The organism is Micromonospora sp. NBC_01699 (assembly GCF_036250065.1).
Taxonomy (GTDB): Bacteria; Actinomycetota; Actinomycetes; order Mycobacteriales; family Micromonosporaceae; genus Micromonospora_G.
On the sequence record NZ_CP109199.1, the window covers coordinates 8200048 to 8224103 of the forward strand.

General features: G+C 70.5%; 25 protein-coding genes, 1 tRNA gene, 2 pseudogenes and 1 riboswitch. Of the genes and pseudogenes, 15 read left to right on the forward strand and 13 right to left on the reverse strand.

Features of this window, described 5'->3' with window-relative positions; all coding sequences use genetic code 11:
- The first annotated feature begins 81 nt into the window (after positions 1–81).
- Positions 82–1182, forward strand: coding sequence for an aminotransferase-like domain-containing protein (locus OG792_RS34165; protein WP_329105981.1), 1101 nt, complete (start codon positions 82–84; stop codon positions 1180–1182).
- Positions 1183–1645: 463 nt separating this feature from the next.
- Positions 1646–2791: a magnesium/cobalt transporter CorA gene (corA, locus tag OG792_RS34170; protein ID WP_329105983.1), complete on the forward strand. Its 1146-nt coding sequence runs from the start codon at positions 1646–1648 to the stop codon at positions 2789–2791.
- Between the two features lie 26 nt (positions 2792–2817).
- Here the strand turns inward: corA and OG792_RS34175 are convergent, their stop codons facing one another.
- Positions 2818–3567 (reverse strand): hypothetical protein, encoded by a 750-nt coding sequence (locus OG792_RS34175; protein ID WP_329105985.1) that lies wholly within the window; start codon positions 3565–3567, stop codon positions 2818–2820.
- Between the two features lie 159 nt (positions 3568–3726).
- On the opposite strand from OG792_RS34175, the gene OG792_RS34180 reads away from it, so the two are divergent.
- Together OG792_RS34180 and OG792_RS34185 are read left to right on the forward strand one after the other, a co-directional pair.
- Positions 3727–4257 carry a peptidylprolyl isomerase gene (locus OG792_RS34180; RefSeq protein ID WP_329105987.1) on the forward strand — a complete coding sequence of 177 codons (531 nt, stop codon included), beginning with the start codon at positions 3727–3729 and terminating at the stop codon, positions 4255–4257.
- Positions 4258–4348: 91 nt separating this feature from the next.
- Positions 4349–5263: a rhomboid family intramembrane serine protease gene (locus OG792_RS34185; protein WP_329105989.1), complete on the forward strand. Its 915-nt coding sequence runs from the start codon at positions 4349–4351 to the stop codon at positions 5261–5263.
- A gap of 34 nt (positions 5264–5297) precedes the next feature.
- Here OG792_RS34185 and OG792_RS34190 read toward each other — a convergent pair whose 3' ends face one another.
- A complete protein-coding gene (locus tag OG792_RS34190) occupies positions 5298–5765 on the reverse strand; it encodes a PH domain-containing protein (RefSeq protein ID WP_329105990.1) in 468 nt (155 codons plus the stop codon).
- Positions 5766–5849: 84 nt separating this feature from the next.
- On the opposite strand from OG792_RS34190, the gene OG792_RS34195 reads away from it, so the two are divergent.
- From OG792_RS34195 to OG792_RS34215, 5 genes are all read left to right on the forward strand, one after another.
- Positions 5850–7040, forward strand: coding sequence for a thiolase family protein (locus OG792_RS34195; protein ID WP_329105992.1), 1191 nt, complete (start codon positions 5850–5852; stop codon positions 7038–7040).
- 114 nt (positions 7041–7154) lie between these two features.
- A complete protein-coding gene (locus OG792_RS34200) occupies positions 7155–7652 on the forward strand; it encodes a hypothetical protein (RefSeq protein WP_329105994.1) in 498 nt (165 codons plus the stop codon).
- Between the two features lie 82 nt (positions 7653–7734).
- The gene (locus OG792_RS34205; RefSeq protein WP_329105996.1) at positions 7735–8430 is read left to right on the forward strand and encodes a response regulator transcription factor; all 696 of its coding nucleotides are present in this window, start codon (positions 7735–7737) and stop codon (positions 8428–8430) included.
- Entirely contained in the window at positions 8420–9886 is a 1467-nt protein-coding gene (locus OG792_RS34210; protein WP_442932347.1) for a sensor histidine kinase, read from the forward strand. Before OG792_RS34205 ends, OG792_RS34210 begins: the two co-directional genes overlap by 11 nt.
- 154 nt (positions 9887–10040) lie before the next feature.
- A complete protein-coding gene (locus OG792_RS34215) occupies positions 10041–10667 on the forward strand; it encodes a hypothetical protein (protein WP_329105998.1) in 627 nt (208 codons plus the stop codon).
- A gap of 6 nt (positions 10668–10673) precedes the next feature.
- Here the strand turns inward: OG792_RS34215 and OG792_RS34220 are convergent, their stop codons facing one another.
- A complete protein-coding gene (locus tag OG792_RS34220) occupies positions 10674–12728 on the reverse strand; it encodes a hypothetical protein (protein ID WP_329106000.1) in 2055 nt (684 codons plus the stop codon).
- A 120-nt stretch (positions 12729–12848) separates the two neighbouring features.
- Between OG792_RS34220 and OG792_RS34225 the strand changes: the two genes are divergently transcribed.
- Positions 12849–13556: a glycosyltransferase family 2 protein gene (locus OG792_RS34225; RefSeq protein WP_329106001.1), complete on the forward strand. Its 708-nt coding sequence runs from the start codon at positions 12849–12851 to the stop codon at positions 13554–13556.
- On the opposite strand, the gene OG792_RS34230 is transcribed toward OG792_RS34225, so the two are convergent.
- The gene (locus OG792_RS34230; protein WP_329111609.1) at positions 13537–14430 is read right to left on the reverse strand and encodes a transketolase family protein; all 894 of its coding nucleotides are present in this window, start codon (positions 14428–14430) and stop codon (positions 13537–13539) included. The genes OG792_RS34225 and OG792_RS34230 overlap by 20 nt on opposite strands.
- 81 nt (positions 14431–14511) lie before the next feature.
- Positions 14512–15204, reverse strand: a complete 693-nt coding sequence (locus OG792_RS34235) for a transketolase (protein ID WP_329106003.1) — start codon at positions 15202–15204, stop codon at positions 14512–14514.
- 47 nt (positions 15205–15251) lie between these two features.
- Here OG792_RS34235 and soxR point away from each other — a divergent pair, with 47 nt between their 5' ends.
- The gene (gene soxR, locus OG792_RS34240) at positions 15252–15749 is read left to right on the forward strand and encodes a redox-sensitive transcriptional activator SoxR (protein ID WP_329106005.1); all 498 of its coding nucleotides are present in this window, start codon (positions 15252–15254) and stop codon (positions 15747–15749) included.
- On the opposite strand, the gene OG792_RS34245 is transcribed toward soxR, so the two are convergent.
- A complete protein-coding gene (locus tag OG792_RS34245; protein ID WP_329106007.1) occupies positions 15736–16713 on the reverse strand; it encodes an NAD(P)H-quinone oxidoreductase in 978 nt (325 codons plus the stop codon). The genes soxR and OG792_RS34245 overlap by 14 nt on opposite strands.
- Positions 16714–16882: 169 nt before the next feature.
- Here OG792_RS34245 and OG792_RS34250 point away from each other — a divergent pair.
- Together OG792_RS34250 and OG792_RS34255 are read left to right on the forward strand one after the other, a co-directional pair.
- Positions 16883–16974: transfer RNA gene (locus tag OG792_RS34250), tRNA-Ser, on the forward strand.
- Positions 16975–17411: 437 nt separating this feature from the next.
- Complete coding sequence (locus tag OG792_RS34255) at positions 17412–17687, forward strand: hypothetical protein (protein ID WP_329106008.1); 276 nt, start codon at positions 17412–17414, stop codon at positions 17685–17687.
- Between the two features lie 89 nt (positions 17688–17776).
- Here the strand turns inward: OG792_RS34255 and OG792_RS34260 are convergent, their stop codons facing one another.
- The gene (locus tag OG792_RS34260) at positions 17777–17992 is read right to left on the reverse strand and encodes a hypothetical protein (protein WP_329106010.1); all 216 of its coding nucleotides are present in this window, start codon (positions 17990–17992) and stop codon (positions 17777–17779) included.
- 184 nt (positions 17993–18176) lie between these two features.
- Here OG792_RS34260 and OG792_RS34890 point away from each other — a divergent pair.
- Positions 18177–18383 (forward strand): annotated as a pseudogene (locus OG792_RS34890) (hypothetical protein); the annotation flags it as partial.
- A 227-nt stretch (positions 18384–18610) separates the two neighbouring features.
- On the opposite strand, the pseudogene OG792_RS34895 reads toward OG792_RS34890, so the two are convergent.
- The 4 genes and pseudogenes from OG792_RS34895 to OG792_RS34280 form a co-directional block, all read right to left on the reverse strand.
- Positions 18611–18784: pseudogene (locus tag OG792_RS34895) on the reverse strand (aldo/keto reductase); the annotation flags it as partial.
- Between the two features lie 55 nt (positions 18785–18839).
- The gene (locus OG792_RS34270) at positions 18840–19067 is read right to left on the reverse strand and encodes a hypothetical protein (protein ID WP_329106013.1); all 228 of its coding nucleotides are present in this window, start codon (positions 19065–19067) and stop codon (positions 18840–18842) included.
- Positions 19064–19225 (reverse strand): hypothetical protein, encoded by a 162-nt coding sequence (locus OG792_RS34275; protein WP_329106015.1) that lies wholly within the window; start codon positions 19223–19225, stop codon positions 19064–19066. The genes OG792_RS34270 and OG792_RS34275 overlap by 4 nt, the downstream gene beginning before the upstream one ends.
- A 119-nt stretch (positions 19226–19344) precedes the next feature.
- Positions 19345–20196 carry a C39 family peptidase gene (locus tag OG792_RS34280; protein WP_329106017.1) on the reverse strand — a complete coding sequence of 284 codons (852 nt, stop codon included), beginning with the start codon at positions 20194–20196 and terminating at the stop codon, positions 19345–19347.
- 414 nt (positions 20197–20610) lie between these two features.
- A riboswitch (cyclic di-AMP (ydaO/yuaA leader) is annotated at positions 20611–20754 on the reverse strand.
- A gap of 627 nt (positions 20755–21381) precedes the next feature.
- On the opposite strand from OG792_RS34280, the gene OG792_RS34285 reads away from it, so the two are divergent.
- Positions 21382–21921: a YbhB/YbcL family Raf kinase inhibitor-like protein gene (locus OG792_RS34285; RefSeq protein ID WP_329106021.1), complete on the forward strand. Its 540-nt coding sequence runs from the start codon at positions 21382–21384 to the stop codon at positions 21919–21921.
- Between the two features lie 81 nt (positions 21922–22002).
- Here OG792_RS34285 and OG792_RS34290 read toward each other — a convergent pair whose 3' ends face one another.
- Together OG792_RS34290 and OG792_RS34295 are read right to left on the reverse strand one after the other, a co-directional pair.
- Positions 22003–22722, reverse strand: coding sequence for a class I SAM-dependent methyltransferase (locus OG792_RS34290; RefSeq protein WP_329106023.1), 720 nt, complete (start codon positions 22720–22722; stop codon positions 22003–22005).
- A 312-nt stretch (positions 22723–23034) separates the two neighbouring features.
- On the reverse strand, positions 23035–23820 hold the full coding sequence (locus tag OG792_RS34295) for an IucA/IucC family C-terminal-domain containing protein (protein WP_329111610.1): 786 nt from the start codon (positions 23818–23820) through the stop codon (positions 23035–23037).
- Between the last annotated feature and the right edge of the window lie 236 nt (positions 23821–24056).

Consider the following 24056-nt stretch of genomic DNA (forward strand, 5'->3'; position numbering starts at 1 on the left):
GCGACCGGTCACGTTTTCCAGGATTCGGACATCGCCGTGCCGCCGCCGTACCGACGAGGGGCGCCCGTACGCTGGGTAGTCATGACTGCCGAGCAGCTGATCTCCTTTGCCCGTGGCGCTCCGTCGCTGGACATCATCGATATCGAAGGGCTGAAGGCCGCGGCCGTACGCGCGTTGGACGCGGATCCGGCCGGCGTCACCGCCTACGGAACGTCGCTGGGCTACCCGCCCTTGCGCGAGTGGATCGCCCGCAAACACGGCGTGGCGGTGGACCAGGTGCTGGTGACCAACGGTTCGTTGCAGGCCGACGCGTTCCTCTTCGAGCACCTGGTCCGGCCGGGTGACTCGGTGGTGGTGGAGCGGCCGACGTACGACCGGACCCTGCTCAACCTGCAACAACAGGGCGGCGATCTGCACTCGGTGACCATCCACCCCGACGGGATCGACACCGACGAGTTGGGCAAGCTGCTCGAATCCGGAGTACGCCCCAAGCTCGCGCACATCATCCCCAACTACCAGAACCCGGCCGGGGTGACCCTCTCCCTGGCGAAGCGGCAGGCGCTGCTCGCCCTGGCGGTCGAGTACGGCTTCACGATCTTCGAGGACGACCCGTACGCGGACATCCGGTTCCGGGGCGAGCAGCTGCCGTCGATGCTGTCCCTGGACGAGCACGACGTGGTGGTGCACGCGTCGAGTTTCACCAAGACGGTCTGCCCCGGTGTCCGGGTCGGTTACCTGGTGGGCCCGGCCGCACTGATCGCCGAGATCGCCAAGAAGGCCACCAACCTCTACATCTCGCCGGGCATGTTCGCCCAGGCCACGGTCTACCAGTTCTGCGTCTCCGGGGACATCGACCGCTCGATCGAGACGGTAAGCACCGCGCTCGGGGAGCGGTCCCGGCTGCTCGCCGAGGCGCTGCGCACGCACATCCCGGGCGTCCGGTTCTACGAGCCGGACGGCGGCTACTTCCTCTGGATCGAGCTGCCGCCGGACGTGCTGGTCGACCGGTTGGCGCCGGCCGCCGCCGAACGCGGGGTCGCCGTGGTCAAGGGCAGCGACTTCCTGATCGAGGGTGGGCACCACGCGCTGCGGTTGGCGTACTCGGCGGTCACCCTGGACCAGGTCGAGGAGGGCGTACGCCGGTTGGCCGCCGCGGTCGACGAGGTCCGCGGCCAGAGCTGAACGGGCAAGAATCCGGCGGTGATCAGAAAGATCCCGCATCGGCCACCGAGAAAGTGTCGGATACCCGACAGAAGTTCGTCATTGCCGGTCCGGGGGCCCCGCCGGACCGGCAAACGGCCCACAATGCTGCGAGCGCCTGTCACGTTTCGACCCGGCCACCAGCCACGACGTTGTCTGTGCTGATCCGCCGAGGTCGTCCGGGCAGGACCCAAATGCATAGCCCCCCGCCCCCAAAGGTGCCGGGTGGGCCGACCGCTCCTTACCCCCCGACGCGGTCGGTCCACCCGGCACCGACCCTTTCCGGCGCGCTCGGCGTCCAGCGCCTCCGGCGCAATCTGCGTGGCCGGCGACTCCCGGCGTAATCTGCGTGGCCGGCGACTCCCGGCGTAATCTGCGTGGCCGGCGACTCCCGGCGTAACCTGCAAAGCCGCGTACCGGAATCACGGAGGGGGGCGGGCCACCAATGGCAGAACGACTTGACCAGGACCAGACGGGTAGCGACGGGCGGGTCCGGGTCCGACCCCGCTCCTGGATCGCCCCGGTCCGGGCGATGGGCCGGATACTCAACGCCGACCCCGGTCAGCACCCCGCGTCCCCACCCGATGGAGTCCGTACCGGCGTGGTCGACTGCGGCCTCTACGTGGGCGGGGTGCGCCAGCCCGGCGACTGGGACTACACCTCCGCGCTGGCCGCCGCACAGGACAAGCCCGACGCCTTCGTCTGGCTCGGGCTGCACGAGCCCGGCCAGGCCGAGATGGCGGGCATCGCCGACGCGTACGGGCTGCACGAGCTGGCGGTCGAGGACGCGGTAAAGGCCGAACAGCGGCCGAAGCTGGAGCGGTTCGGCGAGGTCAGCTTCCTGGTGCTGCGTACCGCCCGGTACGTCGAGCACGGTGAGCTGACCGAGACCTCCGAGGTGGTCGAGACCGGCCAGGTGATGCTCTTCATCGGGCCCCGGTTCGTGATCAGCGTGCGGCACGGCGACGCCTGCCGGCTGGCCGGTGTCCGGGCCGATCTGGAGGGCAAGAAGGAGCTGCTGGAACAGGGACCGTGGGCGGTCGCGTACGCGGTCACCGACCGGGTGGTCGACCTCTACCTGGAGGTGGCCGACCAGGTCGAGGCCGACCTGGACACCCTGGAGGCCCAGGTGTTCTCGGTCAAGGCGCACGGCCGGATCCAGCGGATCTACCAGATGAAGCGCGAGCTGGTCGAGTTCAAGCGCGCGGTGGTTCCGCTGCAACGGCCGCTGATGATGTTGACCGGCACGGTCAACCGGGACGTGCCCAAGGAGATCCGGCGCTACTTCCGGGACGTCCAGGACCACCTCACCCGCACCGTCGAACAGGTCAACTCCTACGACGACCTGCTCAACTCGATCCTCCAGGCGCGGCTCGCCCAGGTGACCGTCGACCAGAACAACGACATGCGCAAGATCGCCGCGTGGGCGGGTATCGCGGCCGTCTGGACCGCTATCGCCGGCGTGTACGGCATGAACTTCGCGTACATGCCGGAGACCCAGTGGAAGTACGGCTACCCGGTGGTGTTCGCCCTCATGGTGGCGATCTCGTTGGGGCTGTACCGCTGGTTCCGGCGTAACCGCTGGCTCTGACCCGGCACGACCCGTCCGGCGGGGCCTCAGCTCCGGCTGTTGCCCGCCGGGCCGGCGCCGAGCAGACCGTCGGGCTTCGCCGCGGCCTTGCCGGCGGGCTTGCCACCGTCGGTGGCCGTCCCGGCCGTAGTGGCGATCTTCTCGCCGGCCGCCGCGGTCCGGTCCCGGACCTTCTCGATGGTGACCGGCTTCGGCTTCGTCGCCGTCCCCGCCGCCTCGTCGCCGTTGCGGCCGGCAGTCGAGCTGAGGCCACCGCCGGCCGAGGCCCGACCATCGCCCCGGCTGGTCTCCGGCGCCGGCAGCGGCTCGTACGCCTCCCAGTGCTCCTGCTGTCGGCGGCGGATCGCGACCGCCCCGACCGCCCCGGCCACCGCCCCGGCCGCGAGCAGCCCGGTCAACAGGGTCCAGCGTCGACGTGACCCGTTCGACTTCCGCTTGTTCTTCGGCATCGCCTTCATCATCTTCTTCTTAGATCCCGTGATGTTCCTGGTCCCGCTCGCGGCGGCGGACATACCGGCCTGACGGGCGCCGGCCAGTGCGGCCACCGCGAGGGGTGCGACCACGGTCATGGTCGACTCCCAACCGTTGGCCGCCGTCGCCGCGACCCTCGTCGCGGTCGGCGAGAGGTGGCTCCGGGCCACCTGCACCCTCGGGCCGACGGTGGCGCCGACACCGTCCGCGGCATGGCCGGCCGCCTGCATGAAGTGGCCGAAGCCCTCACCCAGCTCCGTACGCACGAGCTGGCCGTGGGACTTGCGGCGTCCGAATCCAAACACCGGTCTCCACCTCCTCGGGTTGTTCCTCCGCCATCCTCCACCTTCGGATGCCTTCGCACGGCCGGAACGGGCACATGGGAGGATCCGCATGGAAACTGACCCGTGCCTGCCGGTCTGCGTCCCCCGGCCGGCAAGTCCACGACGATCGAGGAGTACTCCGTGGCCGAGGCCATTTACGCCACCCTGCACACGAACGCCGGTCCGATCCGGCTGGAACTTTTCCCCAACCACGCCCCGAAGACGGTGCGTAACTTCGTCGAGCTCGCCGAGGGCACGAAGGACTACACCGACCCGCGCACCGGGCAGCCGGGCAGCGGGCCGTACTACGACGGCACCATCTCGCACCGGGTGATCAGCGGCTTCATGGTCCAGATGGGCGACCCGACCGGCACCGGCCGGGGCGGTCCGGGCTACAACTTCGGTGACGAGTTCCACCCGGAGCTGCGCTTCGACCGGCCGTACCTGCTCGCGATGGCGAACGCCGGACCGGGCACCAACGGTTCGCAGTTCTTCATCACCGTGGGCGCGACCCCGCACCTGAACAACCGGCACACCATCTTCGGCCAGGTCGCCGACGAGGACTCGGTCAAGGTCGTCGATGTGATCGCCAACACCCCGACCGACGCGGGCGACCGTCCCCGGCAGGACGTGGTGATCGAGCGGGTGCAGATCGAGCGCATCGGCGACTGACCACACACCGGGGTACCCTTTGGCTGCATGAGCGGGAGCATCCGAGTGCAGCGAGGTGGCGGGCGTTGAGTAAGCGCAATGAGGTGGCCGCGTGAGCGAGTCGCCCCAGACCACCGCCCCGGTCTGCTACCGCCACCCCGGTCGGGAGACCTGGGTTCGGTGCACCCGCTGTGACCGGCCGATCTGCCCCGACTGCATGCGGGAAGCGTCGGTCGGGCACCAGTGCCCCGAGTGTGTGGCCGAAGGCCGTCGTGGCCAGCGGCCGGCGCGTACCGTCTTCGGTGGCGGTGCCGCCGGCCGTGCCGGCTACGTCACCAAGACCCTGATCGGCTTCAACGTACTGTTGATGTTGATCTCGATCGCCTCGGCCGGCGGTGGCGACGCGGTGGCCGGCGGCGGTCTCGGTGGTTTGCTCGGCGGCGGCACGCCGCTCACCCGGTGGGGCTCGGTGCTGGGCTTCGCCCCGTACGTCAGCTTCGGCCCGGTGCACGGAATCGCCGCCGACGAGTACTACCGGCTGTTCACGGCGATGTTCCTGCACTACGGCATCGTGCACCTGCTGCTGAACATGTGGGCGCTCTGGATGCTCGGCCGCACCCTGGAGGCGACCCTCGGGCCGCTGCGCTTCCTCGCGCTCTACCTGATCGCCGGGCTCGGCGGGAACGTCGCCGCGTACCTGTTCTCCGCGCCCAACGCCCAGACCGTGGGCGCCTCGACCGCCATCTTCGGGCTGTTCGCCGCGCTGTTCATCATCATGCGCCGGATGGGCCGGGACACCTCGGCGGTGGTGCCGGTCCTGGTGGTCAACCTGGTCTTCACCTTCGCCGTGCCCGGCATCTCGATCGCCGGCCACCTCGGCGGGCTGGTGATCGGTGCCCTGATGGCGCTGGTGCTGGCCTACGCCCCACGGATGCGCCGGTCCGCCTTCCAGGCCGCCGGCGGCGCGGTGGTCGTGCTCGCCCTGATCGGCCTGACCCTGCTGCGCACCTCGCTGCTGCTCGGCTGAGCCGGCGGGCCCGGTCCGGGCGCGGCCGGTGTGCTCAGGGCTGCTCGGCCGGGCCGGCGGACGTGTTGCCGGCGTGGAACTTGGCCATTCGCAGGGCGTTCGCCACCTCGCCCGGTTCGGCGCCCAGGTCATAGCGGCTGAAGAAGTGCAGCGAGTCACCGGCATCGAGTTCCAGGGTGCCGGTACGCAGTCCGAGGCGCGGCCGGCTGTCCACCGCTATCCGTTCGACCTGGCTCCAGGCGAGCCGTCGCTGGCCGGCGAATCCCCTGATCACGGTCACTCCGGCCGGGTCGACGGCGAGTCGTACCGGGGCCACCAGGTCGCGTACGGCCCAGCCGAGCAGCCCGACGCCGGCCAGTACGCTCACCCCGATCGGCACCGGATCCCCGCCCCCGAGCAGCAGGCCGAGCCCGACCAGGGCCACCGCCCCGGCGAGCTTCAGTACGGGCAGGGCGGGGCGTACCCGCCAGCGGGTCGGCGTCGCGCTCTGATCGGGGTGCACCGATCCAGGATGCCAGCCCGACCCGGTCGGGTGCAGGTCCTGCCCGCGTACGATCGGAGCAGGCCAAGTTACCGGGGAGTTGGGATGAGAGACGCGGTCATCGTCGGCGCCGTACGCACCCCGGTCGGACGACGCCGGGGCGGGCTGGCCACGGTGCATCCGGTCGACCTGTCCGCGCACGTGCTGCGGTCGCTGGTCGAACGTACCGGTCTCGATCCGGTGGACGTGGACGACGTGATCTGGGGTTGCGTGTCCCAGGTCGGCGAGCAGGCGTGGAACGTCGGGCGCAACGCCGTACTCGGGGCGGGCTGGCCGGAGACGGTGCCGGGCACCACCCTCGACCGGCAGTGCGGATCGAGTCAGCAGGCGCTGCACTTCGCCGCCGCCTCGGTGATCTCCGGCCAGGCCGAGCTGGTGGTGGCCGGCGGGGTGGAGTCGATGACGCGGGTGCCGATGGGCAGCAGCATCCGGGTGCCGGAGTCCGGGACCGACGGCCTCCCCTACGGCGAGCAGGTCCGGGCCCGCTACCGGGGGGTGGACGGCTTCGCCGCCTCGGATCCGGTGCCGTTCAACCAGGGGGTCGGCGCCGAGCTGATGGCCCGACGCTGGCGGCTGTCGCGTAGCCAGCTTGACGAGTTCGCCCTGGCCAGCCACGAGAAGGCGGCCGCCGCGCAGGACGCCGGCGCGTTCGACCCGGAGATCGCCCCGGTGCCGGTGGCCGACGGCGGGAAGGTCGCCGCCGACGAGGGGATCCGTCGGGACACCACCCTGGCCCGGTTGGCCGAGCTGGCCACCCCGTTCCGCCCCGACGGTGTGGTCACCGCCGGCTCGGCGTCGCAGATCTCCGACGGTGCCGCCGCGCTCGCGGTGACCAGTTCGGAGTGGGCCGGTCGACACGGGTTGCGACCGCTGGCCCGGATCCACACCGCCGTGGTCGCCGCCGACGATCCGGTGGTCATGCTGACCGGCCCCATCCCGGCCACCGCGAAGGCGCTGCGCCGGGCCGGGCTGGGCATCGAGGAGATCGGGGTGTACGAGGTCAACGAGGCGTTCGCGCCGGTCCCGCTGGCCTGGCTGGCCGAGACCGAGGCCGACCCGACCCGGCTCAATCCGCGCGGCGGCGCGATCGCGCTCGGTCACCCGCTGGGCGGCTCGGGCGCGCGGATCATGACCACGATGTTGCAGCACATGCGGGACAACGGCATCCGGTACGGGCTGCAAACGATGTGCGAGGGCGGCGGGATGGCCAACGCCACCATCGTGGAGCTGCTGTGACCGCACCGGTGGCGTCGCCCGGAGGGTGAACTTGCCATCGTGGAAGTTCTGTAATTCCATATTCATCCATGCGTACGCCACGTCAGTTCCAGGTGACGTTTCGTTGAGTAGCGCATGGACCTCTTCTTCCGAACGTTCCTGCCGGCTGCGGCGGAGGCGGGGTTGGCCGCGCCGATCATGAGCCGGCACCTGCCGATCTTCCGGCGATGCGTGGCCGCCGACGACGCCGCGGTACTCGTCGCCCGCTGTATCCGACCGGACGCCCCGGTGCCCGGCGGCCACCTGCTCCTGCTCACCAGCCACCGGCTGGTGGTGACCCGGCAGAGTCGGGTGCTCCGCCGACTCGGTCTGCACCTCAACACCGACCTGCGGCACCTCAGCAACGTCAGTTGGACCCCGGATCCCCGGCTGCCCGTACTGGAGTTCACCGCGACCGCGATGGACGGCATCCGTGAGCGTTACCTGATCAGGGCCGGGCACTGTCAGCCGGTGCCGCAGCTCGACGCCCTGCTCGACCACGTGTTCCGGGGCGCCGGTGCCCCCGGCCCGCAGGCGCCGCCGAGCCCGAAAGAGGCCCGCCGCCTGACGTTCAGCCCGGCCGTCGCGGCCTGAGCCGACCCGCCGTACCGGATCCATACACAACTCGAACAAACCCGCCATGTCCGGACGGCCACCGGTCGGCCATCATGGGCGGGTGACGGACGACGCAGCCGCCCGTGGGCTCGTCCTGGTGGTCGAGGACGAGCCCGCCATCGCCGACCTGGTCCGGCTCTACCTGGTCCGGGACGGATTCGGCGTACACATCGAGCGGGACGGCACGGCCGGGCTCGCCGCCGCCCGGCGGCTGCGCCCGGTTGCCGCCGTACTCGACATCTCGCTGCCCGGACTGGCCGGCACGGAGGTCTGCCGGCGGTTGCGCGAGGCCGGCGACTGGACCCCGATCATCTTCCTCACCGCGCGCGACGACGAGACCGACCGGATCGTCGGGCTCGAACTCGGCGCCGACGACTACGTGACCAAGCCGTTCAGCCCACGGGAACTGGTGGCCCGGGTCAGGGCGGTGCTCCGCCGTACCGCGGGCCCGCCGGACCGGACCGAACGTCCCCGCGCGGTCGGACCGGTCACCCTCGACCCCGCCCGGCGTACGGTGGCCGTGGCGGGTGCCCCGGTGCAGCTCACCTCGACCGAGTTCGACCTGCTGGCGCACCTGATGGCCCGGCCCGGCCGGGTGTTCACCCGGGACGAGTTGCTGGCCGGGGTCTGGGGTTACGCGGCGCACGCCGGCACCCGCACCGTGGACGTGCACGTGGCGCAGGTACGCGCCAAGCTCGGCGCCGGCGCCGAGGTGATCCGGACCTACCGGGGAGTCGGGTACGCCTGTGCCGACTGACCGCCGCGCCATCGGTCCACGTCCCGCCGACGGTCCACGTCCCGCCGACCGGCCACCTCCCGCCGACGGACCGTATTTCGTCGACGGGGCTCCGCCGCGGCGGTGGCGGGTCGGGCGTACCCTCTCCGCCCGCGCGGTGCTGGTCAGCTGCGCGGTGGCCCTGGTTTCGGTGCTGGTCACCGCTGCCGTGGCCGGGCCGTTGGCGGTCGCGGCGGCACAACGTCAGGCGAAGGAGGCACTCACGGCGCAGGCCCGGTTGGCCGCCGAGACGCTCCGTCCCCGGCTCGACCGTGGTCGTACCGCCGACGAGGAACGGATCATCCGGCAGCTGCGCAACCAGGACATCGACGCGTACCTGATCCGGGCCGGGGTGGCCGACCGGCCGGGCCTGCCGGCACGGGTGGTCGACCAGGTCGGTGCCGGCCGCAACTTCTCCGGTCGCCGTACCGTCTCCGGGGTTCCGTCACTGGTCGAGGGGCGCGCCCTGCCCGGCGGCAACGGGGTGGTGCTCGCCCGCGAGGTCTCCACCGGGCTGTTCTGGACGGTGCTCGGCAGCATGTGGGTGCCACTGCTCGCCGGGCTCGCCGCGGGGGTCGTCGCCGGTGTGCTGCTCGCCCGCCGGCTGGCCCGGCCCATCCGCAACGCCGCCATCGCCGCCGGACGGCTGCGCTCCGGCGACCGGACCGTACGTCTGCCGGTCGAGCCACCGCAGGAGGTGGCCGACCTGGCGTACGCGTTCAACCAGCTCGCCGCCGCCCTGGCCGGCAGCGAGGGTCGGCAGCGCGAGTTCCTGCTCTCGGTCTCGCACGAGTTGCGTACGCCGTTGACCGCCATCCGGGGTTACGCCGAGGCGATCGCCGACGGGGTGGTCGGCCCGGAGGGCGCGCAGCGGGCCGGACAGACCATGCTCGCCGAGGCCGAACACCTGGACCGGCTGGTCAGCGACCTGCTCGCGCTGGCCCGACTGGAGGCGGTCGACTTTCCGCTGGAACCGATGCGGGTCGATCTCGGCCGGCTGGTCGCCGACGCGGCGGAAACCTGGGCGGCCCGGTGCGCCGGCATGGGCGTACTGCTGCGCAGCGAGGTGGCGGACCGGCCGGTGTCGGCGTACACCGATCCCGGTCGGATCCGGCAGGTGGTGGACGGGCTGCTGGAGAACGCGCTGCGGGTGGTGCCGCCGGGAACGCCGGTGGTGCTCGCCGTGGCCGTCGCACCGGACGGCGGCGGGGTGGTCGAGGTACGCGACGGTGGCCCCGGTTTCACCGACGACGACCTGGCGGTCGCCTTCGAACGGGGTGCGCTGCACCAGCGCTACCGGGGCGTACGCAAGGTCGGCAGTGGGCTGGGGTTGGCGCTCGCCGCCGGTCTGGTCCGTCGGCTCGGTGGCCGGATCACCGCCGGACACGCGCCGGAGGGCGGCGCCCGGTTCACTGTCTGGCTCCCACCCGCCCGCTGATCCGCCGGCTTGCGTCCGTGCGCTGACCCGCCAGCCTTTACCTGATCCGTACCTCGGGCTGATCCGGTGCTGCCGGGCCGGCGGGAGCCTTTCTCCGAGCGGACGGGACCTCCATCGGGGAGGGACCCGGCGAACCGGATTGAGAGGGATACCGATGACACGACGTTGGCGGGTCACCGCCGTGACCGCCCTGCTGGCCTCGGTCGGTCTGGTCGGGCTGGCCGGCTGCGGTGCGGCCGGGGCACCGGTGTCGGATGCCGCCGGCTCGGTGGCGGTCGAGGTGGCCTCGGCGATGGGCGCGGACGGGCAGGCGCTCGCGGCGCTGGGCTTCGACGTCGAGGACATCGCGGCCGGTGCGCCCTCGTCGGATGCCCCGTCGACCGGCGCGACCGCGTCCCCGACCGCTTCCCCCGGCACCGGGGCGCGCGGCGGCGAGCGGGCCGGCGAGCGGGCCGGCGCACTGCGGGAGCGGGCCAGGGCACGGGTGCTGCTGCGCCGGAACACGCTGCACGGCGATGTCGTGGTGCAGGGCAAAGACGGTGCGAAGACGATCGCCGTACAGCGGGGCACGGTCACCGCGATCGACGGCAGCTCGATGACCGTCGAGTCGACCGACGGCTTCGCCCAGACCTGGACCTTCGGGCCGGACCTGCGGGTGGTGCAGCGGCGGGCGACGATCCAACCGTCGGACGTGAAGGTCGGTACGCAACTCGGGGTGTCCGGCGTCAGGGACGGTGACGGCGGCGTCGCCCGCCTCGTCGTCGTACCGCGCCCGAAGTAGGTCGGGTCAGCGTGGGGTGGGCGGCAGGGCGACGGCGACGTGGCCGTTCCACTCGATCGGCCAGCCGGCCGGTACCAGTTTCGTGCAGTCGGCGGGCCTGCCGGTGCAGATGATCGCGTCCACGCTGGACGGATCGGCCGGCGGGCGCTTGGGCACCAGCGACTGTAGTGCCACGATCTCCCGGCCGGTGCCGCCGGTGTCGTCGCGCAGCAGCAGCCACCACGGGTACTCCCAGTTGTCGACCTGCTGGACCAGGCCGATCCGGTGCGCGCCACTGGCCCGTACCCGGTCGGCCGCCCAGGTGAACTCGTCGGCCCACTGTGGACGGCGCAGGAACCGGGTGTCCCAGTCGGAGGTGGTGAAGACCGATCCGCTGCCGACCAGCCGGCGGGGGAAGCCGTACGACACGGCGAGCACCCCGGCCAGCGCCGAGCCGGCGAGCAGGGCGACCGCCAGGACGACGGCGACCGAACGCCGAGCCGGGCGGTCGGTCGCCGTCCCGCCCCCGGTACGCCGGCGCAGCAGCGCGTCGAGCCAGAGCCCGGCCAGCGGCAGGGCCATCACCAGCAGGTAGAGCAGCAGCCGGTTCCCCCACGGCTGCCACTTGACCATCGAGCAGTGCAGCACCAGCGTCACCGCCGCCGTCACCGCGTACGCGCGCAGCGTTCCCGGCCGTGCCGAACTGATCCGGCGCGGCCGGACCAGCGCGAACAGGCCACCGAGCAGTGCCAGCGCACCGGCGATCGGAAAGGCGACCCGGTCCTCGTCCGGGTACCACGACTGGACCGGGAACGTGGTCCGGCCGAACGTGATCGCCCGGTCCTGCGGGTCCACCCCGATCAGTCGTGCCCCACCCTTGATCGCCTCGGCCGGCGCGTCGGCGACCACACCGGCGGGGGTGTCGGTCAGCGCGCTCAGTGGCGTGTCCAGTGCGGTGTGCGCGATCCGCAGCGTGTTGACCAGGATCGAGCCGGGATCGTGCCGCTGCGTCGGAACCACGTCGCGCAACCGGGGCGGTCCCAGCGGGTGGCCGAACTCCTCCGTCATCCGGGCCAGGTACGGCCCGGTGATCGCGGCCGCGAGCAGCAGGATCACCACCGAGGCGAGCCCGGTACGCCACACCGCCCGGCCCACCTGTCCGCCGGTCCGGCCGAGCCGGAGTTGGGCGAGCGCCCAGAGTACGAGCAGCGGCCCCGCGCCGATCAGCCCGCTCGTCTTGGTGACCGCGACCAGCCCGGTGGCCACACCGAGGGCGAGTGCCGAACCGGCGGTCACCCGTCGGGTCAGCCCATCCAGGACCAGCGTCGCCAGGCAGGCCACCCAGGCGGCGGTGACCAGGTCGGTCTGGGTGCTGGTGGCCTGGAGTACGACCATCGGGGTCGTCCCGACCAGGAACGCGGTGAGCAGTTGGGCCCGCCGGCCACCGCCGAGCTGGGCGGCGATCCGGGCGGCCAACAGCAGGCAGGCCAGCCCGGCGGCCCACTGGACCAGGTTGTAGAGCCCGTCGCCGCCGGTGAACAGGCGCAGGTGCAGCAGCAGGTATTCGGCGCCGGGCGGCATGGTGACCTGCCGGTCGACCACGGTCGGCCAGATCTCGACCGTGCGCTGGGCCACCCAGTGCTCGACCTTCGGCAGGTGGTACGTCTGCGAGTCGTAGTTGTTCGGCTCGGCCAGCACCGCGACGACCAGCTCGACCAGGAGCAGGCCGAGGACCGTACCGGCCAGCAGGTGTTCGCCCCGGCTCGCCGTACGGCGGAAGGCGCGGAACCGGTCGAGGGGTGTGACGGGGCGTGGGTCGCGGCGTCGGCGCAGTTCGGCCAGGGCCACCGCCACGATCAGGAAGATCAGCCAGGCGAGGGTGATCCCCGGCAGTGCCAGTGCGTCGAGTGCGCCGAGCAGTTCGACGGTCAGTACGGCGTACGCGCCGGTCGCCAGTGCGGCCCGGACGGCGGCCAGCCGGTACGGTCCGACGGTGGTATCCGTGGCCGGACGAGCGGCATACAGCAGGGACAGGAACCCGAGCGTGGGTACCACCACGAGCGCGGAGGCTGCTGCCGGCATGGCGGGAATTAAACACCACCTGGCCTGCGGGCCGGGAAGCGACGCAGAGCACCGGACTTTGGCATACAGCGAGACCAGCTAGGCTAAGGCCGATCCGTCGTCCGCACCGTGGAGACTCCTGTGAAGCTATCGATCCTCATGCCGGTTTACAACGAGGAAGAACGCATCGCGGATGCCCTCAAACAGGCACTTGCGGTCGACTACCCCTGCGAGATCGAGTTGCTCGTTGTCGACGACGGCAGCCGCGACGGTACCGCCGAGATCCTCGGCCGGGCTGACGACGCCCGGCTTCGGGTGATCACCCATCCGCGTAACGCCGGCAAGGGCGCCGCGATCAAGACCGCGGTCGCGCATGCCGACGGTGAGTACATGGTGATGCTCGACGCCGATCTCGAATACGACCCACAGGACATTCCGAAGCTTCTCGACCCGGTGCTCGACGGGCGGGCCACGGTCGTTTACGGAAATCGGACCTTCGGCAGCCACAGCGCCTACAGCTTCTGGTACGTGATGGGTAACAAGGCCGTCACCACCGCTGCCAATGTCCTGTTCAACTCGTACATCGGCGACCTGGAAACCTGTTTCAAGCTGCTACCGGTGGCGCTCTACCGATCGCTGGACGTGAAGTCGCGCGGTTTCGGCATGGAGGCCGAGGTCACCGGCAAGCTGCTCCGCCGCAAGATCCGCCCGTACGAGGTGCCGATCAGCTACCGCGCCCGTGGTCGCGAAGAGGGCAAGAAGATCACCTGGAAGGACGGCGTCGAGGCGATCTGGATCCTCGGCCGCGAGCGCGCCCGACGCCGTACCGTCACCCCGGGAACCCGCTGATCGAGGCGCGCAGTCCAACCGGATCCAACCCGTGCCACCGGGCATGGTCCGCCGGGTTGCCATAACGTCGCAGGTCGGCGCGGCCCACGCCGAGGGCGAGCAACCGATGGGGTACGTCTACCAGCGCCCGGCCGACCACACCGCTCGACGTACCGGCCAGGTACGGCTCGACCAGCACCACCTCGGCCACACCCCGGTTGCCGAGAAGCGCCCGTAGCCCGGCCGTGTCGAACGGGCGAGGCGTGTTCGTGTAGGCGACCGTGACATCGAGGCCGGCCACCGCCCGCAGGGTTGGTTCGAGCATCGGCCCGACCGCCACCACCACGGTCCCCTGCTCACTTCCCTGTCGCAGCACCCGCAGCCGGCCGCCGTCATGCTCGTACGCGTGGTCGTTGGTCTGGTCGGACAGCCGTAGGTAGACCGAATCGTCGTGCTCGACCGCTGCCCGCAGCAGCGGCGGCACCTCGTCCGGATGACCGGGTACGTGCACCGTCCAGTTGCCGAGCGTGTCGATCAGTGCCACGTCGGCCGGGGACATGTGCGTGCGGCCCATGCTCGATCCGTCGTACGACGCACCGACGCTGACCAGCACCGCGCCCACGCCCTGATGGTCCAGATCCAGTTTCAGCTGCTCGTACGCCCGATCGACGGCGAAGGTCGCGTACGAGTGCACGATCGGGCGCAGCCCGGTCAGGGCCAGTCCACCGGCGACGCCGATCATCAACTGCTCGCGGATGCCGACGTTGAGCACCCGGTCCGGGTGGGCTCGGGCGGCCGGGGCGAACGCCGAGGCGGAGATGTCGGCGAGCACCACGGCGGTACGCGGCCGCTCGTCGAGCAGCGCGCCCGCCGTGTCGACGAACGTCTCGCGCATGCTGCGGACGGGCACGGGCACCGCCGCGCTCACGGGCATGGCTTCGGTCACGGGCATGGCTTCGGTCGCGGGCATGTTCGTTCAGCCTTCCTTCGGTTCGACCCGGGCCACCACGACGTGGGGCCGGTTCCGGTGGTGGCCACGCAGGGCGGCCTCGATGGCGTCCTGGTCCCGCCCGTCGACGCCGCTGGCGGTCCAGCCGTTGACGGTGAACCGGCTGGCGATCCCGCCCGGCCAGCCGTGGCTCGCCGACTGGTTGTCGATCACGATCGCGGTGAGGTTGGGCAGACCGGTCGCACCCGCGTACGCGATCGCCTCGTGGTTGGCGCCCTCGTCCAGTTCGGCGTCGCCGAGCAGGACGTACACCCGGGGTTGGCTCATGCCCTGGGCCCGCAGGCCGAGTGCGGTGCCCACGCCCAGTCCGAGGCCGTGGCCCAGTGATCCGCTGCCGATCTCGACGCCGGGCACCAGCAGCCGGTCCGGGTGGTGGCCGAGCCGGCTCTCCGGTCCGGCGAGGTCGTCCAGCCACGCCTCGGGAATGAAACCCTTGGCGGCGAGTACGGCGTAGTAGGCGGCCGGTCCGTGTCCCTTGGAGAGCAGGAACCGGTCCCGGTCGGGGGCGTCCGGGTTCTCGGGGTCGACCCGCAGGAGCCGGTCGTAGAGCACCCAGATCACGTCCAGGGTCGAGAACGCGCTCGGCCCGTGTTTCTCGTCGCCGGTCAACCGGCGAAGCAGCGGGCCGAGCCCGGCGCTGGTTGTCGGTGCTGTTGTCATGAGGCTAGCCTGCGAGTTGAAGTTAACTTCAGGTCAAGGGGTGTGTGGTGCAGGAGGGATTGACCATCGGCGAACTGGCCGTCCGGTCCGGCGTGGCTCCCTCGGCGCTGCGCTACTACGAACGGCTCGGGCTGATCCGGGCCGGTCGCACCGGCGGCAACCAGCGCCGCTACGAGCGCAGCGAGCTGCGTCGGGTGGCGTTCATCCGGATCTCGCAGCAGGTCGGCATCTCGCTGGACGAGATCCGGACCGCGCTCGACTCGCTGCCCGACTCACGTACGCCCACCACCTCGGACTGGACCCGGCTGTCGGCCGCCTGGCAGGGCCGGCTGGACGAGCGGATCCGGATACTGACCAGGCTGCGCGACAACCTGACCGGCTGTATCGGCTGCGGCTGCCTGTCGTTGCAGCGTTGCACCCTCTACAACCCCGGCGACGAGCTGGCCGCCCACGGCCCGGGTGCCCGCCTGATGCTTCCCGGTTCCGGCAGGGCACAGCATCCGAGCCCCGGCCCGAGCGAACCGCCGTCGGTCACTCCAGTGTGAGCAGCACCTTGCCGAGGTGGTTGCTGTCCTCGACGATCCGGTGCGCCTGCGCCGCCTCGGTGATCGGCAGCCGGCGGTCCACCACCGGGTGGATCGCACCCGACTCCAGCAGCGGCCAGATCTCCTCGCGCACTCCCCGTACGATGGCGGTTTTTTCCGCGACCGGGCGCGAGCGAAGCACGGTCCCGTGGACCGTGCCCTGCTTTGCCATCAGGGTGTTCAGGTTCAGTTCGCCCTTGCGTCCGCCCTGGAGCCCGATCACCACTATCCGGCCGTGGTTGGTGAGCGCCTGCACGTTCCGGGTGAGGTAGGACGCGCCCATGATGTCCAGGATCACGTCGGCGCCGCGCCCGCCGGTGGCGGCCCTGGTCTCCTCGACAAAATCCTGGTCGGTGTAGTCGATGACGTGCGTCGCGCCCAGCTTGCGCAGCTGTTCGTGCTTGCTGGTGCGGGCGGTGACGATCACGTTCGCGCCGAGCGCGGCACCGACCTGGATGGCGAAACTGCCGATGCCGCTGCCGCCGCCGTGCACGAGCAGCGTCTCGCCCATGCCGAGCCGGGCCACCTGCACCAGGTTGGACCAGACCGTGCAGGCCACCTCGGGCAGGCCGGCGGCGTCGACCAGGTCGACCGTTGCCGGCACCGGCAGCAGCTGACCGGCCGGCACCGCCACCCGCTGCGCGTAGCCGCCACCGGTGAGCAGGGCGCAGACCTCCTGGCCCACGCGCCACCCGGTCACGTCGGGGGCGATCGCGCTGATCACCCCGGAGCATTCCAGCCCGGGGTACGGCGAAGCGCCCTTCGGCGGCGCGTAGTTGCCCTGCCGTTGCAGTACGTCGGCGCGGTTGACGGCGGTCGCGCGTACGTCGATCAGCACCTCGCCCGAGCCCAGCTCGGGGTCGGGCACCTCGGCCCAGACCAGTGCCTCGGGTCCGCCCGGCTCCGGAACAGTGATCGCCTTCATGGGTCCAGTCTGGCGAAAGCTGCCGTCCTGTCCAGCCCTGTCCCGGTCCGGGGCCCGTTCGCCTTGATCGACCGCAGCGGATGCCGGTGGACCTTGGCATCCGGGAAGGTGTGGTTCATGGCAGACTAGGCGACGGCAGCGGACCGCCGGGTACGGCTTCCGGGGCCAAGGAGGGTTCGCCTAGTGGCCGATGGCGCTGGTCTTGAAAACCGGTAAGGGGAGCGATCTTCTTCGTGGGTTCGAATCCCACACCCTCCGCCAGCCTTCTTCGCTCCCGCAGGGGTATTTAGCGGCGAACGGCCCCTTGCGGTAACAAAGGGCCGTTCTGTCCGAAGCGCAGCCATTCCCACCTGGCTCACATCCTCCTCCTCAGGAACGATGGGTCGAGATGGCGGGAACGGGCCTCGATCGAACGCAAGTACAAATATGAGTATTAACCGACAAGGTTCGATCTCTTCGGAAGATCACTTGGTGCTGGCCTGTGGATACGGCTTCTCCGTATCCCTGAGTAATCCGCACAAGTAGATCAAGGTCCGAACGTGACCAGATTACTCCCGTAACGCACGTGAATGAGTCTCGTTGTCACGTTCGGAGATTCTCACCTCGGTTCGCGACGGCGGTAACCGGCGCGGACGGTCACGAGAGGAAGGGGCGTCTTCCCGAGTGCAACACTTCCCACCAGCTAGCACGGAGGATCCGTGGCAAAGAACATCCGGGGTGGTCGCAATACACCCCGTGACGGCACAACGCACAGTCCCGCACCTCTGCTGTCCACACGTGACCTCGTCATTCTGGTGATCTCGTTGGTCGTTTCCGCGATGGCCGGTGCGGTCGCGGGTCTGACGACCACAGCCCAGGTTGGGTCGGCATCGGGGAATGTGGACGATGTAGCGGTGGGAATCACCGCCGGGATTGTCGCTTTCGCGGTGACCGGACTGGTCATTGCAACAAGCCTGCACAAGTTGCTCCGGTAGCCCCAGGCCCGTTGTGGGCGTGGGCATTTTCGCTCCCCTGAAATGGGGCGAGAGCGCTCACGCCCACACCGGAAACGCGTCCTTGGTCCTCACCGGTTGACCTGTCGGGAAAGCGCGGCCCGGTGCCAGGAGTCCGAGTGCTGGTCCTCGTAGCCGAACTCCAGCGCGTTCAGGCTGTTGTAGACCTGTAACGCCGACCCGTCGAACCGGCGCCCGACCAGCGCGGTCAGCCGTTCGCCGTGCCGCTCCACCAGGTCCTCGACGGTGTCCACCGGGTACGGCCGGTAGTCCCGAATCCCCCACACCGCGCCGAGGCTACGCCAGCGTTCGGTGGCAGGTTGAGCGAGAAAATTCGGAGCGGCCCGCCGTTGGTGCTCTGGCATGGCGCGAACCGGACGACCGGCGGCCGGTTCGCTGGTTCCGGGCGCGGGGCACGCTACCGTGGCCAGCATGGCGCCGAGAACGAGACCACGGGATGAGCGGTTCACGATGCCGCTTCTCACTGCCCACGCGGCGGGTGTGCACCTCGGTATCCCGGCGAGCACTATCAAGCAGTGGATCCGCTACGACGGTCCTGAACAACCGGCCATGCACTCGGTGGCACCCGAAACCCCGCACGGACCACGGTTGCCCTTCATCGCCCTGGCCGAGGCCCAGATCCTGCGCGAGCTCCGCAACACCGGCCTTTCGATGGGGCAGATCCGAGCCGGAGTGGCACGCCTACGGAGCGACACGGGCGAGGAGTACGTCCTGGCCACGAACACCATCGCGAGCGACGGCGGGGAACTGCTGTACAACGCGGCGACATCGGTCGCTCCCGAGTGGGTTCGTGCCCGCGACGGCCAGATGACGTTCCGACAGGTCGTAGAGGCTGCGACCTCGTGTGGTTCGCGCGCACCGACCACCACCGTCGCGACGGCCGGATGCCCGAACGCGAACTGGATCGCCGCCGCGAGCGGCGGCACCCCGTACCGGGTGCAGATCTCGCGTACGGCCAGGACGCGGTCGAGCAGGGCGTCGGGCACGTCGGCATAGCCGTACGCGGCACCGGTTCGGGGTTCGGCAAGCAGACCGGCCTGGAAGACTCCCGCCGCCATCACCGCCACCCCGCGCTCGACGCAGAGCGGCAACAGGTCGGCCAGCCCCGGAGCGCTAGCTGATCGCCCTGAGCGTCGGCGGGACCGGTGTGCCGACCGGGTACTCCGGGTCGCGGCCGGCGCGTACCTCCTGCGCCCAACGTAGCTGCGCGCAGCCGTCCGGGGTGCAGCAGGCGCAGGTGCCGGGGGCGTAGGAGGTCCCCCGGTCCTGGTGCTGGGCGATGGTCATCGCCGCCGCCTCCCAGATCCCGGCGCGGGTCAGCGGTTCGTCGACGCGGCTCACGGAACGAGCACCTGACCGGTCATGGCCACCACCTGGGCCTTTCGTTCGGGGTGCCGGCGCACGGCGGCGGCCGACTCGGAGTGACGGCAGGGGGCGGAGTCGGCCACCCGGACCTCGCGGTCGTCGGTGCCCGCCCGATCGGCGAGGTCCATGGTCACGACAGGGACAACGCACGCGTCCCTGGATGGTTGTGGCAGGACGGCCACCGTCCCACTGGTACGGACAGCCCCGGGCACCAACCGGAACGGCTGGCACCCGGGGCCGGGGGGAGAGTGGGTCAGGCTGAGTAGCCCCGAGTAGCCATCCAGTTGGCCAGGTCGATGGTGGTCATCCAGTAGGAGCTGACCCCGTTGACGTACGCCGGGTCCGCGATCTGCACGGTCCGTCCGCTGTCGCGGTAGCCGACCACGGTGAGGTAGTGACCCCCGTCGTACGCGTGCCAGCCGCCGTCGACGTCGGTCGCCGAACCGACGATGTTCGCCACGACCGCGTACCCGCTGCTGACCGCGTGTACGACGTCCGCCTGGAGCCGGTCCATCTGGGCCGGGGACGGGGTCCCGGGGATGAAGGTGCTCCGGTAGAAGTCGGTCTTGGCCAGGGCGTTCAGTCCTCGGGTGGTGTCGTCGGCGGAGTTGGTGCCGTTGAAAGTGGTGCCCAGGGCGGCGGCGACGTCGTCCTGGCTCGGCTGGCGGTCACGGGCGGTCAGGGCGATCCGGGCGGCCGCCGGGCCGCAGTACCAGCCGTTGATCTGCGCCTCGTAGTCGTAGTCGAGCACCTTCGACGCGGGCGGAGCCGCCTTCTTGACCGCCTTGACCGGCGTCGCCGGGGCCTTGGTGGTGGCGGGCGGAGCCGACGAGGGCGCCGCCGGTGCCGGTGCCGCCGACGAGGCGCTCGGGGTCGGGACGACCGGGCTGGGCGTGATCAGGCTGGGCGCGACCTCGGCGCCGGCCTGGCCGCCCAGCCTCTCGGCGACCGCGACCGTCTCGGGGTTGGTCGGCGCGGCCGACCCGTTGTTCTGGGTGAGCATGATGCCGGTGGTGAGACCCACGGCGAGAACCGCGGCGGAGACGACGCTGGCCCGGTACGGGTTGGCGGTCACGACGCGTCGGAGTTGCTGACGATGCTTCATATAAATCCTCCGCAGATGTGCCGATCTGCGATCGGGGGCACATGATTCGGGATGGCGTTCTTCTCTGCCGGGGCCGGTTCGCGTGACGTCGTACGCGTTATCGGCGGGGCGGATTCACCGCCGGCCGTCGAGTCCGGATCGGGGCGTGCGGAACCGCCACCGCGAAGCGGTGGAATGCGTCACCGGATGAACGTCGCCGACGAAATTGCCGCCGAACGGTTCTGGATCACCCACCGGTCACGCGCGTCCTCGCGCCACCGACCGCGTACGCGCTCACGCGTCGTCGGTCGTCGGACGGCCTAGCGGGCTACCTTCGCGGGCTGCGCCGCTGTGCGGGCGAGCCGGGGCAGGTGGCGGAGCGGACCGGGGGGATCGAGGGATTGACCACGGCAGGTACGGCGCTGCACGAGCATGTTCTCCTTCCGATACCGCCTACCGGGTTAGCTGACGGATTCGGGCGGGAAGCTCGCCCTACCACGAACCAACGGTTCGCGGATTCACCCCAGAACTACTGTGGGTCCCCGGCTCGTAACAGTTACGACTCAGCGGGCCTGTTCCGGTGTCACCCGCGGTGACTAAGGGCCGGACCAGACGGGCTGACGTTACTGGGCGGCTTCTGTTCCTGCCAACCCCCACTGGCCTGCTTAAACCGTGACCCACGCCGCTTCTTTCCGGTGTTTCGGGTCTATCCCCATGATCACGGAGAGTGGTTGTCGCCGGAGTGACCAGTTTGGCTGTGGCGGGCGTACCCGCTTGTGTTCCGCAGATAGAGGGTGTCGGATTTGCCGACCCGGTGACCCTTGCCGCCGGATGTCCGGTTCAGAGAATTGTCCGTTGGGCGGATTCGGGCCGGTCCCCTCGTCCCCGGTGCCCGGCCCGGCCGGCCCGGTGCACCGTCCGTCCCGCCGCCGACGCACGCCGGCGGACGAACGAAGCGGTCCGGGCGCGATCCGGTGGGCACGAAATGACGTTCATCATCGGATGGAAACGTCGACAGGTCGGCCGGGCGAGTGAATGGAACGGCTTCCCGAAAGCGAAGAATAAACGTCTGCGGGAATGGGCGTACAGCGACATTCGCGGCCGCGTACCCGGTCGTCATCCGTTGTTTCGCCCACCGGCGGCGGTAGGCCGGGTCAGACAGGGTACAAAGACACCGAGTCACCCGATCTCTGGAAGGACCTTTCGATGAACCTTGAGCGAGCGATCGCGCCGGACCCGTACGACCTGCTGCCGCCGGTGCCGGCGTTCACCCTGACCAGCGACGACGTACGCGACGGCGAGCAGTTGGACGACGAGTTCGTCCACTCCAGCCTGGGCGGTGGCGACCTGTCGCCGCAGCTCGCCTGGTCCGGGTTCCCGGACGCGACGCGCAGCTTCGTGATCACCTGCTACGACCCGGACGCGCCCACCACCAGCGGTTTCTGGCACTGGGTGCTGGTCAACGTCCCGGTATCGGTCACCCAGTTGCCGCGCGGCGCGGGCAAGGCCGGGTCCGTCGAGGGCGGGGCGTTCGCCGTCCGCAACGACTACGGCACCCAGGAGTACGGCGGTGCGGCGCCGCCGGCCGGCGACCGGCCGCACCGGTACCTCTTTGCCGTACACGCCCTCGATGTGGACAAGCTTGACCTCACGCCGGACAACAGCCCGGCGGTCGTCGGCTTCAACCTGACCTTCCACACCCTGGCACGGGCGGTGATCCGGCCCACGTACCAGGTCAAGGGCTGAGCTGACCGGAGTAAGTGGACGGCCGACACCGGGGACGGGTTGAACGGTGTCGGTCGTCGCTCTCCTGGTCGGTCGGGCCAACTACGCGCCGGGCACCCGGGCGACGGCGAAGACCGACTGTCCGAACGGTGGCCGCACGATCTGCTCGGCCGCCTTGGTCACCGGCAGCACCAGGCTGTCGTAGACCTTCACCATCGGGCCTTCCTTCGGCATCAGCCGGAACACGTTCGTCGCCATGTAGTAGCCGATGAGGCCCAGAGCGTTCGCGTAGTGCAGCCGCTCCACGGTCAGCCCCGCGCCGAGCAGTGCGGCCCGCATCGTCTTCTTGGTGTAGCGCCGTACGTGTCCGGTGGCGATGTCCGCCGGGCCCATGGCGAACTCGAACGCCGGCACGATCAGTACGATCGCACCGCCGGGACGGACCAGGTCCCGCATGCCGCGCAGCGCCCCGACGTGGTCCTCGATGTGTTCGAGCACGTTGTACGAGACCGCCGCGCTGTAGTCGCCCTGCTCCGGCTCGGGCTGCGGCAGCAGCATCTGCCGTACCTCGACGTTGGACTCGCCGGCGAGTCGCTCCTTCAGTGCCACCAGCCGGTCGGGGTCGGCCTCGGTGGCGGTGAACCTGGGGAAGTGCGGCGCCCACTCAAGCACGTAGTCACCGAGGCCGCTGCCGATCTCGATCGGGTTGTCCCCCAGGTACGGCAGCGCCAGCTCAACAAACCATCGGCGGTGGTTCACGGCGGTCGCGAGACCTTCGAGTACCTCGGACTGAACTCGCTGATCCCCAGTGATTTCTGCCATGCGTCGATTCCTCGCGATCTGAATCTCGACCTGCACCCTGGACCGACAGAGTGAACCATCTACGACGACCGTAGGGAAATTGAGGCATCGGCGTGGCACGAACGGATTGTTCGGTTGATCCGTCCCGTCCGCCTTCCGGGCGTTCAGGCACAGAGCGCGCCGATGCCCGTGATCGCGCCCGACCCCCGCTCCGGCGCACGGTGGTGCTCGGGCGGGCCGCCGCAGTCCTGGCGGGGCGGGGTGGTCATCCTCGCTCCACAGGGACGGGCTGACGCGTTACAGGACGGCCATGACGGCGCTGACCGGCGTCGCTCAGTTCGAGCGGATGCAGCAGCCCTTGCAGACGCGTGGCTGCGGCAGGGTGAAGGCCAGGCAGCAGGTCTTGCGCTGCACGGTCGGCTCGCCCGCCGGTCCGGGCACGAGGTCGACCAGGTCGTCGAGGTCGAGCGCGGAGAGCAGCGTCCCGACGTTGTCCGCCGCGGCGCCGGGCAGGCCGTCGGCGGCCCGCAGGACGCCGTACGCGACCCCGGAGGCGACCGAACCGAGCAGCGTACGGGCGCCGACCCGAACCTGAGTGTGGATCGCGTCGAGCAGCGGGGTCAGGTGCTCGTCGAGTAGCGATTCGCGCAGCGCGCGGAGCAGTTCGGTCTCGTCGGTGAGCACCCGCACCTCGGGCAGCCCACTGAGCGCCAGCGGGTCGGAGGGCAGCACCGCGACCGTTGTCGTACGCCGCAGCCCGAGGGTCAACGCGGCCCGGTCGGCGTCGATCTGTACCAGTATGTCCGATGCTCGGAGCAGTGGTACCCGGCGGGCGGAGGCCCAACCGACCACGGCGGGCAGCGCCAACCAGTAGGTGTACGCCTTCCAGAACAGTGCGGCGGCGGCGTGCGGGGTCGACTGCCACGAGCGCTGCGCGGCGGCCAGCAGGTCGGGCAGGTGGTCCTCGCCGTTGATCAGCTCGGTGGCGGGCAGCCAGCCCCGCTCGTCGTCGACGAACAGTCCGGGTACCAGGCCGGGTAGGTCGTCGGTCCCGAACATCTGACGCAGCGTCGCGTTTACCGGCGCCAACGGGGCGGTCGCGTACGCCCGACCGTCGATCAAGGCGGTCACTGGGTGTCACCGGTCTGCTGCGCCGGTACGCCGTGCCGGTTGCCGGCCGGGACCTGCGGGATACGGGCGATGCCCAGGTCAGTGTGGCTGAGTGGCCGTGTTCGCCGTGGTGTCACCGCTGTCACCGCACCCGCCCTCCAGTCACCTGCCGACGCCACGTTAGCACTAAGGGAAGCCTAACCACATCTTGCGGGGTGCCGGAGGCTTTCGTCACCATCGGCTAC